Origin of the sequence: Pseudomonas sp. SMSB3, from assembly GCF_052041965.1 — a bacterium.
Classification (GTDB): domain Bacteria; phylum Pseudomonadota; class Gammaproteobacteria; order Pseudomonadales; family Pseudomonadaceae; genus Aquipseudomonas.
The window spans coordinates 80,176-96,008 of the sequence record NZ_JBKGGV010000008.1; the positions used below are offsets into that span (position 1 = coordinate 80,176).

The following is a 15,833-nucleotide window of genomic DNA, read 5'->3' on the forward strand; positions in this document are numbered from 1 at the left end:
AAGCCCGCCTCGCGCGGGCTTTGCGTTGTCTGGAACCCTACCCTGCGCTGAACTGCAAATGCGCCAACCGCGCGTACAACGGGCTTTGTTCGAGCAATTGCCGGTGCGTGCCGATGGCGACCACCTCACCATTGTCGATCACCGCAATGCGGTCGGCGTGCTGCACGGTGGCCAGCCGGTGCGCGATGACCAATGTCGTGCGCCCGGCCATCAAACTCGGCAGCGCCTGCTGGATCAGGTACTCGCTTTGCGCATCGAGGGCACTGGTGGCTTCGTCGAGCAAAAGGATCGGTGCATCGACCAGCAACGCCCGGGCGATCGCCAGGCGCTGTTTCTGCCCGCCCGACAACCCTACCCCGCCCTCGCCCAGCAGGGTCTGATAGCCCTGTGGCAGTTGCCGGATGAATTCATCGGCATGCGCGCTGCGTGCTGCAGCCTCGACCTCGGCCCAACTGGCGTCAGGGCGGCCGTAGCGGATATTGGCTTCCACGCTGCCACGAAACAGCGACGGATGCTGCGCCACCAGGGCGAATTGCTGGCGCAATTGCTGCGGTTGCAGCAGCCTGATTGGCTGGCCATCGAGCAAGATTTCGCCCTGCTGTGGGTCATGGAAGCGCAGAAACAGGTCGAACAGGGTCGACTTGCCTGCCCCCGAGGGTCCGACCAGCGCCAGCGTCTGGCCCGGTTCTATGACCAGACTCAGTTGATTGATCGCCGCCACCGTCGGGCGCGACGGGTAGGCAAATGAAACCCCGCGCAGTGCCAGGTGGCCGCGCACCGGCTGCACCAGCGCCAGGGGCTGTGCTGGCGCCACGATTGCGCTGCGCGCGGCAAGCAGCTCGGCAATGCGCTCAGCCGCGCCGGCTGCCCGTTGCAACTCCCCAAGCACTTCGCTGACAGTGCCGATGGCACTGCCGACGATCAGGCTGTAGAACACGAACGCCGCCAACTCCCCCGCTGAAATACGCCCTTCTATCACGTCCATGCCGCCGACCCACAGCATTAGCCCGACCGCGCCCAACACCAGCACGATGGCCAGGGTGATCAGCCAGGCCCGCTGGGCAATACGGCGGCGGGCCACGGCAAATGCCGCTTCGACCGTGCCCGCGAACAACTCACGGTCGTGCGGTTGATGGTTGTAGGCCTGCACGGTCTTGATCTGCCCCAGGGTTTCGGCGACATAACTGCCAACATCGGCCACCCGGTCCTGGCTCTGGCGTGACAGGCTGCGCACGCGTCGGCCAAACACCAGGATCGGCGCCAGCACCAAGGGCAGCGCCACCACCACGATACTGGTGAGTTTGGGGTTGGTAATGAACAGCAAAACGATACCGCCAATGACCATCAGTGCATTGCGCAGGAACATCGACAGCGATGAGCCGATCACCGACTGCAGCAAGGTGGTGTCGGCGGTCAGGCGCGACTGGATCTCGGCGCTGCGATTGTCCTCGAAAAAACCGGGGTGCAAGCCGATCAGGTGATCGAAGACTGCACGGCGGATATCGGCGACGCACCGCTCGCCAATCCACGACACCAGGTAGAAGCGACTGTAGGTACCGGCTGCCAGGGCGAGCACCAGCACCACGAACAGGCCCAGGGTCTGATTGAGCTGGTGCGCCGAACGCGTGGTGAATCCCTGATCCACCAGCAGGCGGATGCCTTGACCCATCGACAGCGTGATGGCGGCGGTGACCACCAGCGCCAGCAGTGCCAGTAACGCCTGGCGTCGGTAGGGGCGCATGAACCGCCAGGCCAGTACCAAGGCGCGGCGTTTGGGGGATGCGGGTAGGTCAGGCATTGCGCAGGCCCATTGAAGTAAGAGTTGCAGCCTAGCATTCATCACAGGGGAGCATCGCTATAGCTCATCGTTCTAACAGGCGACTGGAGGTTTCCCGAGGTTTCTGGTCGACTGGGCGTTGCCTTGGTGCCCGTAAATTTCTGTAACAGCCGCTTCATGACTCAGGGTTAACCTGAGCCTGACACTGACGAGGAGCTACGCAATGAGCTTGCAACATGGCAGCGACACCGTGAAACCGCACAATCGTCCCCAGGCCAATGCCTGTGGCTCGATCATCGACGCCCAGGGCCGCGAGATCGAGATCACCGAGCAGATGATCCAGCGCGCCTGTAACGACCTCGAAGCCAGCCGCGCACAGAAAGCGCGCGAGGACAACGCGCGGATCTCTTGATCCATGGACGGCGACCGATGCGCTTCACTTCAAGTGCGCCGGGGCCGCTAAGCGGCCCCCAAACTTGCCAGCGCCGCGCCTAAGTGCGCAGCCTCAGGTCAGCGTCCCACCCAAGGCGTTGACCAGTTGCTCCAACTGCGGCGCTTCGCCGCGCACGCGTACTGCCAGCCCTTCGATTTCCCGCCGCGGCGGGTAATGCTTGCGCAAGCGATCGAAGGCTGCCCGCTGCTCAGCCACGTCGTCACTCAGGCTACGGCGAAAATCGGCATCGTCGCGGCGTGGGTCGTAGACGGCGCGGCACAGTGTGGCCATGGCCCAGCCAGGCGCTGCGCTGGCATCGAACTCGATCTGTGCCAGCGGCGCAGGCGGCAGCAGATCGGCCAGCTGCACCTGCTCAGGCGTCTGCAGAAAACGGCACAGGGCCTGGTAGATCTGCGCGGTGCCGCGTTGCCGGCCATCGAGGCTGTAGCCAGCGATATGCGGCGTGGCCAGGGTGCACAGATCGGCCAGCTGCAGGTCGACCTGGGGTTCGCCTTCCCACACGTCAAGCACCGCATGCACGTCGTCGCGCTCGAGCAGCAGTTCGCGCAGCGCCGTGTTGTCCACCACCGCGCCACGGCTGGCGTTGATCAACCAAGCGCCGGTGCGCAGTTGCCCCAGCTGAGCCTGGCCAAGCAGATGCCAGGTCGGATCCTCACCGTCGCGCTGGAGCGGGGTATGCACGCTGATCACGTCGCATTGTTCGAGAATCGTCGCCAGGCTGACGAAGTCGCCACCTTCTGCGCCCTGGCGCGGCGGGTCGCAGACCAGCACCGGCCAGCCCAGACCGCGCAGTGCCCGCACCAGGCGGCCACCCACCTCGCCCGCACCGACCACGCCATAGGTGCGGGCCGACAACTCGACACCGTCAAGCTCTGCCAGGGTCAGCAGGCTACCAAGGACATAATCGACCACGCCACGCGCGTTGCAGCCTGGCGCGCTGCTCCACTGGATGCCTGCCTGGGCGAAATAGTCGAGGTCGAGATGATCGGTGCCGATGGTACAGGTACCCACGAAGCGCACCTGGCTGCCCTCGAGCAATTGCCGGTCGACCTGGGTCACCGAGCGCACCAGCAGCACGTCGGCGTCCTTGACATTGGCAGCATCGAGCCCACGCCCCGGGTAACGGCGGATCTCGCCGAAACCTGCGAAAAAGGCATCGAGCAGCGGGATATTCTCGTCGGCAACTATCAGCATGGCGCTCTCCTGTCTGGGCAGCGCAGTGTAGGCGCTGACGCAGGGCGGTTCCAGCGCGGCTCAGTCGGCTTTCTTGCGAATCCAGTACAGGAAGGTGCCGGCCTCTTCCTGTTGCTGCAGCAGTTCGTGGCCGAGGAAGGTGCAGAACTTGGGAATGTCGCGGCGGGTCGAGGGGTCGGTGGCGATGACCTTGAGCAGGCCGCCTGCGGCCAGGTTGCGCACGTGCTGGTGCAGCATCATCACCGGCTCCGGGCAGTTCAGGCCAGTGGCGTCGAGGGTCGCATCGGGGGTGAAGTCAGTCATGGTGGCTCCGCAAATGATCGCTATTGTGGCGCATCGCAGCGCCCGCACCAAGGGGCGGGCGCCCGTTCTCAGCGCGGTTTGAGATCGAGCCTGCGCAAATGGCAGGTGACTTCCTCACGATCGTGGTAGAGCTGCTTGCAGGCGATCGAGACCTTGACCTTGCGCGCCTTGAACGTCGCTTCCATGCGCTCGAGCAGGCGACGCACCTCGGCGTAGCGCTGTTTCATCGGCAGCTTCAGGTTGACCACCGCTTCCCGGCACAGGCCTTCGCCGAGCCAGGTTTCGATCAACGCCGCGGTACGCGCAGGCTTCTCGACGATATCGCAGACCATCCAGTCGACGGTCTGCCTGGGCTGCCAGGTAAAGCCATCGGCCATCAGGTGCTGGACCAGGCCGGTGTCCATCAGGCTCTCGGCCATCGGCCCATTGTCGATGGCAGTCACCAGCATGCCGCGGCGCACCAGTTGATAGGTCCAGCCGCCGGGCGAAGCGCCGAGGTCGACGCCGGTCATGTCGCCGTCCAGGCGCTGCGCCCATTGCTCGCGCGGGATGAACTGGTGCCAGGCCTCCTCCAGCTTGAGGGTCGAACGACTGGGCGCCTCGCGGGGGAATTTGAGCCGCGGGATACCCATCGGCCATAAGGCACTGTTCGCCGCCTCGGCCATGCCGACGAACACCCGCCTGCCGCTGATGAACGTCAGCAGCAGACGCGGCAGGCTGGGGTTGTCGACCAGCCGTCCGGCCTTCTCCAGCGCCTTGCGCAGCGGTACTTCGAACTTGCGGCAGAAGGTCGACAGCTCCTTGCCCTCGTTGCTGTCCACCACTTCCAGCCACAAGCTGCCAAACACCGGGCCTGCGGCCAGGTGCTCGAGCAACACGCTGATGCGATCGCTTTCCGGCAACTCGATATAGCCACCGCGCGCCCACTGTCGGGGGAAGATCAACTGGGCGAAACGCAATTGTGTCATCAGCCGTTCGGCGCCCTCGGCCTCGGCGCACACGAACTCGGCACAAGCGCTCTGCGCCTTGCCCTTGGCATAGCCGGCCACACCGAGCACGGCGGCGTGCTCGCTGATCTCCGCGCAGACCTCGCCCTCGAAACCGGGCCGGCAATGCATGAACAGGGTATTCATCTCTCACTCCACTACGGCTGGCGCGCCACAGGCGCCGGCAGGGCGGCGATGATAAAGGAAGATCGGAACCAGCGACACGCCCCGCCGGTCCAGAAGAAAGTCAGGGGGGTCAAAGCCGACTACCCTGACCACTCAGCCAGGCCCGTGCCGTGCGGGCCGCAACGAAGCGGTGGCACTGGCCTCCATGAGCAGAGCCAGGCCCCGCTGCACAAGGAGTTGGCAATGCCCTCGCTCGATAGCCTGAACACACTCAAGACCCTGCAGGTCGCCGACCGCACCTACCATTACTACAGCCTCAGCGCCGCTGGCCAACAGCTGGGCGACCTGCAGCGCCTGCCCATGTCGCTCAAGGTCCTGCTGGAAAACCTGCTGCGCTGGGAGGATGGCAAGACCGTCGCCACCGACGACCTGCACGCCCTGGCCGGCTGGCTCAAGGAGCGGCGCTCCGATCGCGAGATTCAGTACCGCCCGGCACGCGTACTGATGCAGGACTTCACCGGGGTCCCGGCAGTGGTCGACCTGGCCGCCATGCGCGCCGCCATGGCCAAGGCCGGTGGTGATCCGCAGCGCATCAATCCGTTGTCGCCAGTGGACCTGGTGATCGACCACTCGGTGATGGTCGATCGCTATGCCACGCCACAAGCATTCAGCGAAAACGTCGACATCGAAATGCAGCGCAATGGCGAGCGCTATGCCTTCCTGCGCTGGGGCCAGAGCGCTTTCGACAACTTCAGCGTGGTTCCGCCGGGTACCGGCATCTGTCACCAGGTCAACCTGGAATACCTGGGGCGCACGGTCTGGACCCGCGAAGCCGACGGGCGCACCTACGCATTCCCCGACACCCTGGTCGGCACGGATTCGCACACCACCATGATCAACGGCCTGGGCGTGCTCGGTTGGGGCGTGGGCGGTATCGAAGCAGAGGCGGCTATGCTTGGCCAGCCGGTGTCGATGCTGATTCCAGAGGTGATCGGATTCAAGCTCACCGGCAAGCTGCGCGAAGGCATCACGGCCACTGACCTGGTGCTGACCGTCACGCAGATGCTGCGCAAGAAAGGCGTAGTGGGTAAGTTCGTCGAGTTCTACGGGGATGGCCTGGCCGAGCTGCCCTTGGCCGATCGCGCGACGATCGCCAACATGGCCCCCGAGTACGGTGCGACCTGCGGGTTCTTCCCCGTTGATGAAGTAACCTTGGACTACCTGCGCCTGTCCGGCCGCCCTGAGCAAACCGTCGCCCTGGTCGAGCACTACTGCAAGGCCCAGGGCCTGTGGCGCCTGTCCGGCCAGGAGCCGGTCTTCAGCGATACCCTGGCGCTCGACATGAACGACGTCGAAGCCAGCCTGGCCGGGCCCAAGCGGCCACAGGACCGCGTCGCCCTGGGCGCGGTAAGCCAGGCCTTCGATCACTTCATCGAATTGCAGCCCAAACCGCTGGCCAAGGAAGTGGGCCGCCTGGAAAGCGAGGGCGGCGGTGGCGTGGCCGTGGGCAACGCCGACCTGGCAGGTGAAATCGACTACGACCACGAAGGCCAGACCTACACCTTGCGCGATGGCGCTGTGGTGATCGCGGCGATCACCTCATGCACCAACACTTCCAACCCCAGCGTGATGATGGCAGCAGGACTGGTTGCGAAAAAAGCCCTGGAAAAGGGCCTGCAGCGCAAGCCTTGGGTGAAGACTTCGCTCGCCCCCGGCTCCAAGGTGGTCACCGAGTATTACCAGGCCGCAGGCCTGACACCCTACCTCGATGAACTGGGCTTCGATCTGGTCGGTTACGGCTGCACGACCTGCATCGGTAACTCCGGCCCGCTCGACGAAGCGATCGAAACCGCCATCGGCACGGCCGATCTCACTGTGGCCTCGGTGCTCTCAGGCAACCGCAACTTCGAAGGCCGCGTGCACCCACTGGTCAAGACCAACTGGCTGGCATCGCCGCCCTTGGTGGTCGCCTACGCCCTGGCCGGCAGTGTGCGCGTGGACCTGACCCGTGATGCCCTGGGCACCGGCACGGACGGCCAACCTGTGTATCTGCGCGATATCTGGCCGTCTCAGGCGGAGATTGCCGAGGCGGTGGCCAAGGTCGAAACTCGCATGTTCCACAAGGAATATGCCGAAGTCTTCGCAGGCGATGAGCAGTGGCAAGCCATCGAGGTTCCGCAAGCTGCCACTTACGTCTGGCAGGACGATTCGACGTACATCCAGCATCCACCCTTCTTCGACGACATCGCGGGCCCACTGCCGCCCATCGCCGATATCCACGGCGCCAGGATTCTTGCCCTGCTCGGCGATTCGGTCACCACCGACCACATCTCGCCGGCAGGCAATATCAAGGCCGACAGCCCGGCCGGACGTTACCTGCGCGAGAAAGGCGTGGAGCCTCGCGACTTCAACTCGTACGGCTCGCGCCGCGGCAACCATGAAGTGATGATGCGCGGCACCTTCGCCAACATCCGCATCCGCAATGAAATGCTGGGCGGTGAGGAAGGTGGCAACACCCTCTATGTACCGAGCGGCGAAAAGCTGTCGATCTACGACGCCGCCATGCGCTATCAAGCCGAAGGCACGCCGCTGGTGGTGATCGCCGGTCAGGAGTACGGCACAGGCTCCAGTCGCGACTGGGCGGCCAAGGGCACCAACCTGCTTGGCGTCAAGGCGGTACTGGCACAGAGCTTCGAGCGCATTCACCGCTCCAACCTGGTGGGCATGGGGGTGCTGCCGCTGCAGTTCAAGGCCGGCAACGACCGCAAGCAGCTGGGCCTCACCGGTAAGGAGCGTATCGATGTGCTAGGGCTGGACGGCGCGCAGATCAAACCGGGAATGACCCTCCCCTTGCGCATTACCCGCGAAAGCGGCCAGCAAGAAGAGATCGAAGTGCTGTGCCGGATCGACACGCTCAACGAAGTGGAATACTTCAAGGCAGGTGGCATCCTGCACTACGTGCTGCGGCAAATGATCCAAGGCTGAGTAGGCCTCGGGTTGGCAAGGATCGAGCGGCGCTCATGCGCCGCTCGATCTGCTTCTAAATGTTTCAAAATGCAACGATCGTGCACGTAAAAATCTTTACTAATTACGCCAGACTGGATGATGGCCAGTTGCCTTAGATCAACGCCGGCAAATATCCATTCAACAAAGCGTTCATGATGCCGATATCAGTGGAAAGCCTTGCGGATTGCGGACTACTGAGCTCATGCGTAACAACCAGCCGATTACCCAGAGGGAACGGACTTTCCCTGCCCACCAACGGTTGATCTCCACCACCAATGCCAAAGGTGTGATCACCTACTGCAACGATGCCTTCGTGGAAATCAGCGGCTTCACCCGTGAAGAGCTGACTGGCGCGCCGCACAACCTGGTGCGCCACCCGGATGTGCCGACCGCCGTGTTCGCCCACATGTGGCAAACCCTCAAGCAAGGCTTGCCCTGGATGGGCATCGTCAAGAACCGGTGCAAGTCCGGCGATCATTACTGGGTCAACGCCTATGTCACGCCGATCTTCGAAAACAGCCAGGTAGTGGGCTTCGAATCGGTGCGGGTCAAGCCCAGCGCCGAGCAGATCCGCCGCGCCGAAGCACTGTACCAGCGCCTCAACCAGGGCAAGACCGCGGTGCCGCGCCGCGATCGCTGGCTGCCGGTGCTGCAGGACTGGCTGCCGTTCATCCTCATCAGCCAGATCGGCTTTCTCATCGGCAATTGGCTTGGACACTCATGGGGCTTTGCCTTGGCCGCCGCCCTGTCGGTGCCGCTGGGCCTGCTCGGTCTGGGTTGGCAACAGCGTGGCCTCAAACGCCTGCTTCGCCTGGCCGAACAAACCACCTCCGATCCACTGATCGCACAGATGTATACCGACAGCCGCGGGGTGCAGGCACGTCTAGAGATGGCCATGCTGAGCCAGGATGCACGGATGAAAACCTGCCTCACCCGCCTGCAGGACAGCGCCGAGCACTTGAGCGAGCAGGCGCGTCAGTCCGATGTGCTGGCGCACCAGAGCTCTTCGGGGCTGGAGCGCCAACGTGTGGAAACCGAACAGGTTGCCGCCGCGGTCAATCAGATGGCCGCCACCACCCAGGAAGTGGCCAACCACGTCCAGCGCACGGCCGATGCCACCCAGGAGGCCAACCGCCTGACCAGTCAAGGCCGCCAGATCGCCGGTGAAACCCGCGAAGCCATCGAGCGCTTGTCGACGGCAGTAGGTGAAACCGGGCAAACCGTCACCCAACTGGCCAAGGACAGTGACGAAATCGGCGGCGTTGTCGATGTGATCAAGGGCATTGCCGACCAGACCAACCTGCTGGCGCTGAACGCCGCCATCGAAGCGGCACGCGCCGGCGAAATGGGCCGCGGCTTCGCGGTGGTCGCCGACGAAGTGCGCCAACTGGCCCAACGCACCGCCGAATCGACCGGGCAGATCCACGGCCTGATCGCCAAGTTGCAGCAAACCGCCAACAACGCGGTGCAGACCATGGAATCGGGGCACCGTCAGGCACAGGAAGGGGTCGATCGGGTGATGCAGGCGGACCAGGCGCTGGCCGGTATCAGTGACGCCGTCGCCAATATCACCGACATGGCTACCCAGATCGCGGCGGCGACCGAAGAGCAGACCGCCGTGGCCGACGAGATCAGCCGCAACATCAGTACCATCGCCGATCTCGCCGACCAGACCGCCGAGCAGGCGCAGCACTCGGCGCAGCTCAGCGAAGCGCTGACCAGCACTGCGGGCACCCAGTACTCGCTGGTGGAGCGTTTCAACCGCTGATCGGCGCAGTAACGCAAAACGGCCCTGTCGCTCTAGCGTGCGCGACAGGGCCGTTTTCTTTTACCAGTCCAAAGACAGTTCGCTTTGAAAAAACCGGGGCGCGCCGCTCAGCGGATCCTCGAACGACAAGCTGTGGGCCAACAGCTTCAGCGGGTTGTGGTAGTCGTCCTGCGGTGTATCGAGCAATTGCGGATAAAACGGATCGTTACAGATCGCCGCCCCCAACGCCGCCATATGCACGCGCAACTGATGGGTTTTGCCGGTAATTGGCGACAGCCCGTAGCGCCACAGATCGCCGTTCTTCTCCAGCACGCGCGCTACCGTTTCGCTATTGACCGCACCCACTGTCTCCTGCATGCGGAAAAACGGCTCGCCATGCACCAGTCGGCTCTTGTGCACCAGCGGAAAAGTCAGCTGGTTCAGGGCCGGGGCGATTGCCTGATAGTGTTTATCGATGCGCCGCTGCGGGAACAATTGTTGATAGGCGCTGCGCGTCTGCGGGTTGGCGGAAAACAGCACCAGGCCGGCCGTGTGCCGATCGATACGGTGCAGCGGCACCAGGTGCGGGTTATCCAGGCGCTTGATCAGTCGGCGCAACAGCGTCTGCTCGACATATTCGCCGCTTGGCGTGACCGGCAGGAAATGCGGCTTGTCGGCAACTACCAGGTGCTCATCGGCATGCAGGATGCGTTCTTGCACGGGGATCGGCCGTTCGTTGGGCACCTCACGAAAGTAATGCAGGCGCATGCCACGCCGGTACGGTAGATCCGGGGCTATCGCCTGACCGTGGGCATCGAGCACCTTGCCGCGGGCGAAACGGTCGAGCCATTGGCCCCGCTCGATGGCCTTGAAATGATCGCACAGGCAGTCGAGCACCGTGGCCCAGTGACCGGGCGGCAGGCACACGGTGCTGGCTTGCTGATGGGCGGGGTCGAAAGGCGCAGTCATGGCGAGGCTCGAACGGTCAAAGCCGGGATTATCCTTCAACCCCGGCCCGTCAGCCAGCCTCGGCGAGACGCTCGCAGTGCGCCTTCAACCAGCGCAGCACTTGCACGGCCTCCCAACGGTTGGGGTCGTACAAGGCATACACCAGGCCCTGGTAGCCCACCACGTCCAGCCCCCGGTGATACCCAGCGCGCTGGAACAAGGCTTCGATCTCGGCGAAGCAGGTGTTGAAATGTACCTTGCCGAAGGGCGTGCGATCGTCGGTCACCAGGCCTTCGAGGCGCAATTCCAGCACCGCGTCGCACACCCGTTCGACCGGCATGCGGTTGACGCTGTACTTGAGTTGCTCGACGTTGAGCATGGGTTTCACCTCGATACTGTATTTATATACAGCATACGAACGCGATCGGGTGGCGTCAATCGCGCGCATGCTCATTGCAACCCCGGCAGGTAGCCAGTGCCCGCGCGAAGGGTGAGTACCTGGCGGCGAGCCCCGGTGGGCACCACGGAAAGATGAACCCAGCGGTCGTACTCTAGAATGAGCTGGTCAAACGCCAGGTCGCTTTCGCTGACCGCCTTGACGACGTCGCGACAGCTCACTCCGACAACCGTGAAGTCTGCCGCAAGGCCGCGCAGATGCTGGCTGCTCGCTGACCCGCCAACGCGCGCGTTGACAGCCGCGCTGCGGTAACCGCTGTTGATGATGATGGGGCGACCGAACAACGCCCGAACCTGCTCGAGGGCCTGGCAAAGCAGGCGCAGATTGTCCATCGCTGCAGGCGTTGGTTGGTTATCGAGCCCTTCCCTTGCAGCGACTTGCGAGGTGATGAGTTCTTCCAGAGTGAAATGCGGCGTGATCAACATGACGAACCTCTCGATGACGGTGCGTGGGCCGATGAACATTCATCGGCCGGCCATCATCGCCAAGGCATCTGCTCGATGCAGGAGGGCCAGGCTTCCTCCGGCAGTTACGGCGCGAGAAACGCCACCACCTGCTCGGCGTCGAACGGCCAGAGCAACTCGGCCGAGGTGTCCGTGCGGCGCAGCACCGGAATGATCAGGCCATAGCGCTCGACCAGCGCCTGATCCTCGGCAATGTCGACCAGCTCGATCAGCAGGCCGCGATCGACGAAAGGCATCAGCACCGCTTCGGCCACTTCACACAGGTGGCACCCGAGCGTGCCGTACAGTTGGCATTCAGGCAGCATGGGCAGGGCTCGCTGTACGCAGAGGAAAGCCCATTCTAAGTCCCCAGTGGCCGTTCTGCACGCATGCAGGTCAATCCTGGCTAGTGGCGCCAATGCGGTGCAAGGACAAGTCGGCACCCTGGAATTCCTGTTCATGGCTCAGGCGCAGACCGTGCACGCGACGAATCACACCATAGACCGCGAAACCACCGCCCAAGGCGACGCCGACACCCGCCAGGCTACCCAGCAGCTGACTGATCAGACTGACGCCGCCCATGCCACCGAACGCGGTCTGCCCGAACACCCCGCAGGCGATACCACCCCACAGGCCGCACAGCCCGTGCAGCGGCCACACCCCCAGCACATCGTCGATCTTCCAGCGATTTTGCGCAGCGGTGAAGCTCCAGACGAACAGCACCCCCGCCACCAGCCCAGTGGCCAGCGCGCCGAGCGGGTGCATGATGTCGGAGCCGGCGCAAATCGCCACCAGCCCGGCCAGCGGGCCGTTGTGCAGGAACCCTGGGTCGTTGCGCCCGGCCAGCAGGGCGGCCAGGGTGCCGCCGACCATGGCCAGCAGCGAGTTGATCGCGACCAGGCCGCTCACCCCCTGCAGGGTTTGCGCGCTCATCACGTTGAAGCCGAACCAGCCGATGATCAGAATCCACGAGCCCAACGCCAGGAACGGAATGCTCGAAGGCGCAAAGGCCACCAGCCGACCATCACGGTAGCGCCCGCGTCGCGCGCCCAGCAGCAGCACTGCGGCCAGCGCCAGCCAGCCGCCCATGGCATGCACCACCACCGAGCCTGCAAAGTCGTGGAACGGTGCGCCGAAGCGCGCTTGCAGCCAACCCTGCAGTCCAAGGTTGCCGTTCCATACCACGCCTTCGAAGAAGGGATAGATGAACGCCACGATCAGCGCTGTCGCGCACAGCTGCGGAGCGAACCGCGCGCGCTCGGCGATGCCGCCGCTGATGATGGCCGGAATGGCGGCGGCAAAGGTGAGCAGAAAGAAGCATTTGACCAGGGCGTAGCCGTGATCGCTCGCCAACTGCGCAGCGGGGGCCAAGAAGTTCACGCCGTAGGCGATCCAGTAGCCGACAAAGAAGTAGACCAGCGCTGAAATGGCGAAGTCGCTGAGGATTTTCGACAACGCATTGACTTGGTTCTTGTGGCGCACAGTGCCCACTTCCAGGAAGGCGAAGCCGGCATGCATGGCGAGCACCAGAATGGCGCCCATCAGGATGAACAGGGTATTGGAGCTGTGGACCAGGGAGTCCATTGCGCTGTGAGCGGTATCCATCGAGTGGCAGGCCTATTCAAAAAAGCACCAGGACAGTTCAAGACCCAGCATCCCTGCACCGCTTCGGTGCCAACCGTACCCCGGCTTCGAACAGCGCGGCACAGCCTGCCTGGTTTTTTCTTGGGTTTGTCGAGGATTGAGTTAATGTTTATGGGTGTCGCCCCGGTTCTGCGCCCCTCATCGGCGCAGCGCCGCACGGTATGCCCCGCGTTGTGGCATCAGGCAGTAGCAAGGCGCGTACCAGTGCTGCCAATGAACCTTCCAGACGCTGGGTTACTCGAACTACCTACACACATAAACAGGGAGAGGCCCATGGCCAGCAAATCGGCAAAGAATGCGCAGGAAATTTTGATGGCTGACTTCCAGGCCCTGGTTCGCGACACCGAAAAGCTCTTGGCCGACACCGCCAACCTGGCGGGTGATCAGGCCGAAGAGCTGCGCGCCCAGGTGCACGAGCGCCTGAACCAGGCCCGGGAAACCCTGCAGGTCACTCAGGAATCGCTGCGCGAGCGCGGTCAGGCAGCGTTGAGCGATGCAGAACAGTACGTCCAGGAAAAACCCTGGCATGCCATTGGTATCGCGGCCGGCGTCGGCCTGCTGATTGGCCTGCTGGCCAATCGGCGCTGAGGAGTTGCCATGGACAATCACAGCATGGGCACCGGCGCCACGGGCAAACGCCTAGGCGCGGCACTGCTGGGGCTGCTGCACAGCCACATCGAACTGTTTGGCATCGAGTTGCAGGAGCAGAAGGGGCGGACCTTGCGTCTGCTCTTGTTCGCAGGTCTGGCACTGGTGTTCGCACTGTTGCTGCTGACAGCACTCTCCGGCCTGTTGCTGGTGCTGTTGTGGGACAGCTACCGCCTGGCCGGGATCGCTGGCTTGTGTGTCTTCTACAGCCTGGCGGCGCTCTATTGCGGCATGCGCCTCAAATCGGCCGTATTCGACGAATCGTCACCGTTCAGCTCGACCCTCGAAGAGCTGGCCAAGGACCGGGAGCGCCTGTTGCCATGAACCTGCCTGACCTACCCACCACCCGCAATCCACGCGAGCTGCGCAAGGCATTGCTGCGTTTGCGCATGGAGATGCACCGTCAGGAAGTGCGCCACGAGACGGGCCAGTTGCTGCAGCCATTGCACAGACTGCGCGGCATGGGCAACTCGCTGCATGGCGGCCTGGGCATCAAGCACGGCCCGTTATGGGGCATTGGCGCCGTGCTGGCGATGGGTTTTTTCACCGGTAAAGGCGTGCGCAGCGGCAAGCTGGGTCGCATGGCCAAGCTGGGCGCGACATTGCTGCCTTTGGTACGCCTGTATCTGCAAGGCACCCGCCATCGCTGACGCTTGCACCGGCCCTGTTTCAACCGGGCCGGTTACGCCCCCGCCCTTGCGCCTCCGTGTATCGCGCGGGAAGCTATAGCTTTCGATCGACAGGAGACAGCGTCTTGGATTGGGACACCCTGCTGACCCGCGAACGCCTGGGCAAAGCGCTGTACAGCGCCGATGAGCTAGGCCGCAGCCCTTTTCACAAAGACCATGACCGCATCATCTTTTCCGGGGCCTTTCGCCGCCTGGGCCGCAAGACCCAGGTGCATCCGGTTACCAGCAACGATCACATCCATACACGCCTGACCCACTCCCTGGAAGTCAGCTGTGTCGGCCGTTCCCTGGGCATGCGGGTGGGCGAGACGCTGCGCGACAGCCTCCCGCAATGGTGTGAACCCAGCGACCTGGGGATGATCGTGCAGTCGGCGTGCCTGGCCCACGACATCGGCAATCCGCCGTTCGGGCATTCCGGTGAAGATGCCATCCGCCATTGGTTCCAGCAGGCTGCCGGGCGCGGCTGGCTGGACGACATGCTCGACCATGAACGCGCCGATTTTCTCAACTTCGAAGGCAACGCCCAGGGTTTTCGGGTGTTGACGCAGCTTGAATACCATCAGTTCGATGGCGGAACTCGGCTGACGTACGCCACGCTCGGCACCTACCTCAAATACCCTTGGAGCGCCCGCCATGCCGACGCGCTGGGCTACAAGAAACACAAGTTCGGCTGCTATCAGAGCGAACTGCCGCTGCTCGAGCAGATCGCTGACAAGCTCGGCTTGCCGCTGCTCGAGGACCAACGCTGGGCCCGCCACCCGCTGGTGTATCTGATGGAAGCGGCCGATGACATCTGCTATGCCCTGATCGACCTGGAAGACGGCCTGGAGATGGAGTTGCTGCACTACAGCGAAGTCGAGGCGCTGTTGCTCGACCTGGTCGGCGACGACTTGCCGGAGACCTACCGGCAACTCGGCCCTCACGAGTCACGCCGGCGCAAGCTGGCGATCCTGCGCGGCAAGGCGATCGAGCACCTGACCAACGCGGCTGCCCAGGCTTTCGTCGAGCAGCAAACGGCGCTGCTCAGCGGCCAACTGAGCGGCGACCTGGTCGAGCACATGCACGGCCCCGCCAAGCGTTGCGTGCTGCAAGCCAAGGACATGGCGCGCAACAAGATCTTTCAAGACAAACGCAAGACGTTACACGAGATCGGCGCCTACACCACGCTGGAGATTCTCCTCAACACCTGTTGTGGAGCGGCGCTGGAGCAACACGGCGGGCGTACCCCCTCGTTCAAGAGCCGGCGTGTGCTCGACCTGATCGGCAACAGTGCACCCAAACCGAGCGATTCGCTGTACACCGCCTTCTTGCGCATGATCGACTTCATCGCCGGCATGACCGACAGCTACGCCAGTGAGATGGCGCGAGAGATGACCGGCCATAGCGGGCCGACCTGACTCAAGCAGCATCG

The 15,833-nt window shown here is 63.6% G+C and carries 16 protein-coding genes; 7 read left to right on the forward strand and 9 right to left on the reverse strand.

Going from position 1 to position 15,833, the window contains the following annotated elements; translation table 11 throughout:
* Nucleotides 1-37 precede the first annotated feature (37 nt).
* Nucleotides 38-1,798: an ABC transporter transmembrane domain-containing protein gene (locus ACLEJW_RS14640; protein WP_440777803.1), complete on the reverse strand. Its 1,761-nt coding sequence runs from the start codon at nucleotides 1,796-1,798 to the stop codon at nucleotides 38-40.
* Nucleotides 1,799-2,000: 202 nt separating this feature from the next.
* On the opposite strand from ACLEJW_RS14640, the gene ACLEJW_RS14645 reads away from it, so the two are divergent.
* A complete protein-coding gene (locus ACLEJW_RS14645; RefSeq protein ID WP_313301555.1) occupies nucleotides 2,001-2,189 on the forward strand; it encodes a PA1571 family protein in 189 nt (62 codons plus the stop codon).
* Between the two features lie 93 nt (nucleotides 2,190-2,282).
* On the opposite strand, the gene pdxB is transcribed toward ACLEJW_RS14645, so the two are convergent.
* From pdxB to rlmM, 3 genes are all read right to left on the reverse strand, one after another.
* On the reverse strand, nucleotides 2,283-3,425 hold the full coding sequence (pdxB, locus tag ACLEJW_RS14650) for a 4-phosphoerythronate dehydrogenase PdxB (RefSeq protein ID WP_313301557.1): 1,143 nt from the start codon (nucleotides 3,423-3,425) through the stop codon (nucleotides 2,283-2,285).
* Between the two features lie 60 nt (nucleotides 3,426-3,485).
* Nucleotides 3,486-3,728 (reverse strand): sulfurtransferase TusA, encoded by a 243-nt coding sequence (tusA, locus tag ACLEJW_RS14655; protein WP_145181635.1) that lies wholly within the window; start codon nucleotides 3,726-3,728, stop codon nucleotides 3,486-3,488.
* A 68-nt stretch (nucleotides 3,729-3,796) separates the two neighbouring features.
* Nucleotides 3,797-4,861, reverse strand: a complete 1,065-nt coding sequence (gene rlmM, locus ACLEJW_RS14660; protein ID WP_440777804.1) for a 23S rRNA (cytidine(2498)-2'-O)-methyltransferase RlmM — start codon at nucleotides 4,859-4,861, stop codon at nucleotides 3,797-3,799.
* A gap of 222 nt (nucleotides 4,862-5,083) precedes the next feature.
* Here rlmM and acnA point away from each other — a divergent pair, with 222 nt between their 5' ends.
* A complete protein-coding gene (gene acnA, locus ACLEJW_RS14665; protein ID WP_440777805.1) occupies nucleotides 5,084-7,825 on the forward strand; it encodes an aconitate hydratase AcnA in 2,742 nt (913 codons plus the stop codon).
* Between the two features lie 223 nt (nucleotides 7,826-8,048).
* Nucleotides 8,049-9,614 (forward strand): methyl-accepting chemotaxis protein, encoded by a 1,566-nt coding sequence (locus tag ACLEJW_RS14670; protein ID WP_145181625.1) that lies wholly within the window; start codon nucleotides 8,049-8,051, stop codon nucleotides 9,612-9,614.
* Between the two features lie 60 nt (nucleotides 9,615-9,674).
* Here ACLEJW_RS14670 and ACLEJW_RS14675 read toward each other — a convergent pair whose 3' ends face one another.
* The 5 genes from ACLEJW_RS14675 to ACLEJW_RS14695 form a co-directional block, all read right to left on the reverse strand.
* Nucleotides 9,675-10,562 (reverse strand): pseudouridine synthase, encoded by an 888-nt coding sequence (locus ACLEJW_RS14675; protein WP_440777806.1) that lies wholly within the window; start codon nucleotides 10,560-10,562, stop codon nucleotides 9,675-9,677.
* Between the two features lie 49 nt (nucleotides 10,563-10,611).
* Nucleotides 10,612-10,920, reverse strand: coding sequence for a transcriptional regulator (locus ACLEJW_RS14680; protein WP_145181622.1), 309 nt, complete (start codon nucleotides 10,918-10,920; stop codon nucleotides 10,612-10,614).
* 71 nt (nucleotides 10,921-10,991) lie between these two features.
* Entirely contained in the window at nucleotides 10,992-11,423 is a 432-nt protein-coding gene (locus ACLEJW_RS14685) for a D-Ala-D-Ala carboxypeptidase family metallohydrolase (protein ID WP_313645509.1), read from the reverse strand.
* Between the two features lie 104 nt (nucleotides 11,424-11,527).
* Nucleotides 11,528-11,767 carry a glutaredoxin family protein gene (locus ACLEJW_RS14690; RefSeq protein ID WP_145181618.1) on the reverse strand — a complete coding sequence of 80 codons (240 nt, stop codon included), beginning with the start codon at nucleotides 11,765-11,767 and terminating at the stop codon, nucleotides 11,528-11,530.
* A 70-nt stretch (nucleotides 11,768-11,837) separates the two neighbouring features.
* Nucleotides 11,838-13,046 (reverse strand): ammonium transporter, encoded by a 1,209-nt coding sequence (locus tag ACLEJW_RS14695; RefSeq protein WP_440777807.1) that lies wholly within the window; start codon nucleotides 13,044-13,046, stop codon nucleotides 11,838-11,840.
* Between the two features lie 312 nt (nucleotides 13,047-13,358).
* Here ACLEJW_RS14695 and ACLEJW_RS14700 point away from each other — a divergent pair, with 312 nt between their 5' ends.
* From ACLEJW_RS14700 to ACLEJW_RS14715, 4 genes are all read left to right on the forward strand, one after another.
* Nucleotides 13,359-13,673 carry a DUF883 family protein gene (locus ACLEJW_RS14700; RefSeq protein WP_145181614.1) on the forward strand — a complete coding sequence of 105 codons (315 nt, stop codon included), beginning with the start codon at nucleotides 13,359-13,361 and terminating at the stop codon, nucleotides 13,671-13,673.
* Nucleotides 13,674-13,682: 9 nt separating this feature from the next.
* The gene (locus ACLEJW_RS14705) at nucleotides 13,683-14,057 is read left to right on the forward strand and encodes a phage holin family protein (RefSeq protein WP_145181612.1); all 375 of its coding nucleotides are present in this window, start codon (nucleotides 13,683-13,685) and stop codon (nucleotides 14,055-14,057) included.
* Nucleotides 14,054-14,383 (forward strand): hypothetical protein, encoded by a 330-nt coding sequence (locus ACLEJW_RS14710; RefSeq protein ID WP_145181610.1) that lies wholly within the window; start codon nucleotides 14,054-14,056, stop codon nucleotides 14,381-14,383. The genes ACLEJW_RS14705 and ACLEJW_RS14710 overlap by 4 nt, the downstream gene beginning before the upstream one ends.
* 104 nt (nucleotides 14,384-14,487) lie before the next feature.
* Nucleotides 14,488-15,819, forward strand: coding sequence for a deoxyguanosinetriphosphate triphosphohydrolase (locus ACLEJW_RS14715; RefSeq protein WP_313301586.1), 1,332 nt, complete (start codon nucleotides 14,488-14,490; stop codon nucleotides 15,817-15,819).
* The last annotated feature ends 14 nt before the right edge of the window (nucleotides 15,820-15,833 follow it).

Coding starts and splice junctions, on each gene's coding strand:
- ACLEJW_RS14640 (WP_440777803.1), bottom strand. CDS start 1,798: ATGCCTGACCTACCCGCATCCCCCAAACGCCGCGCCTTGGTACTGGCC.
- ACLEJW_RS14645 (WP_313301555.1), top strand. CDS start 2,001: ATGAGCTTGCAACATGGCAGCGACACCGTGAAACCGCACAATCGTCCC.
- pdxB (WP_313301557.1), bottom strand. CDS start 3,425: ATGCTGATAGTTGCCGACGAGAATATCCCGCTGCTCGATGCCTTTTTC.
- tusA (WP_145181635.1), bottom strand. CDS start 3,728: ATGACTGACTTCACCCCCGATGCGACCCTCGACGCCACTGGCCTGAAC.
- rlmM (WP_440777804.1), bottom strand. CDS start 4,861: ATGAATACCCTGTTCATGCATTGCCGGCCCGGTTTCGAGGGCGAGGTC.
- acnA (WP_440777805.1), top strand. CDS start 5,084: ATGCCCTCGCTCGATAGCCTGAACACACTCAAGACCCTGCAGGTCGCC.
- ACLEJW_RS14670 (WP_145181625.1), top strand. CDS start 8,049: ATGCGTAACAACCAGCCGATTACCCAGAGGGAACGGACTTTCCCTGCC.
- ACLEJW_RS14675 (WP_440777806.1), bottom strand. CDS start 10,562: ATGACTGCGCCTTTCGACCCCGCCCATCAGCAAGCCAGCACCGTGTGC.
- ACLEJW_RS14680 (WP_145181622.1), bottom strand. CDS start 10,920: ATGCTCAACGTCGAGCAACTCAAGTACAGCGTCAACCGCATGCCGGTC.
- ACLEJW_RS14685 (WP_313645509.1), bottom strand. CDS start 11,423: ATGTTGATCACGCCGCATTTCACTCTGGAAGAACTCATCACCTCGCAA.
- ACLEJW_RS14690 (WP_145181618.1), bottom strand. CDS start 11,767: ATGCTGCCTGAATGCCAACTGTACGGCACGCTCGGGTGCCACCTGTGT.
- ACLEJW_RS14695 (WP_440777807.1), bottom strand. CDS start 13,046: ATGGATACCGCTCACAGCGCAATGGACTCCCTGGTCCACAGCTCCAAT.
- ACLEJW_RS14700 (WP_145181614.1), top strand. CDS start 13,359: ATGGCCAGCAAATCGGCAAAGAATGCGCAGGAAATTTTGATGGCTGAC.
- ACLEJW_RS14705 (WP_145181612.1), top strand. CDS start 13,683: ATGGACAATCACAGCATGGGCACCGGCGCCACGGGCAAACGCCTAGGC.
- ACLEJW_RS14710 (WP_145181610.1), top strand. CDS start 14,054: ATGAACCTGCCTGACCTACCCACCACCCGCAATCCACGCGAGCTGCGC.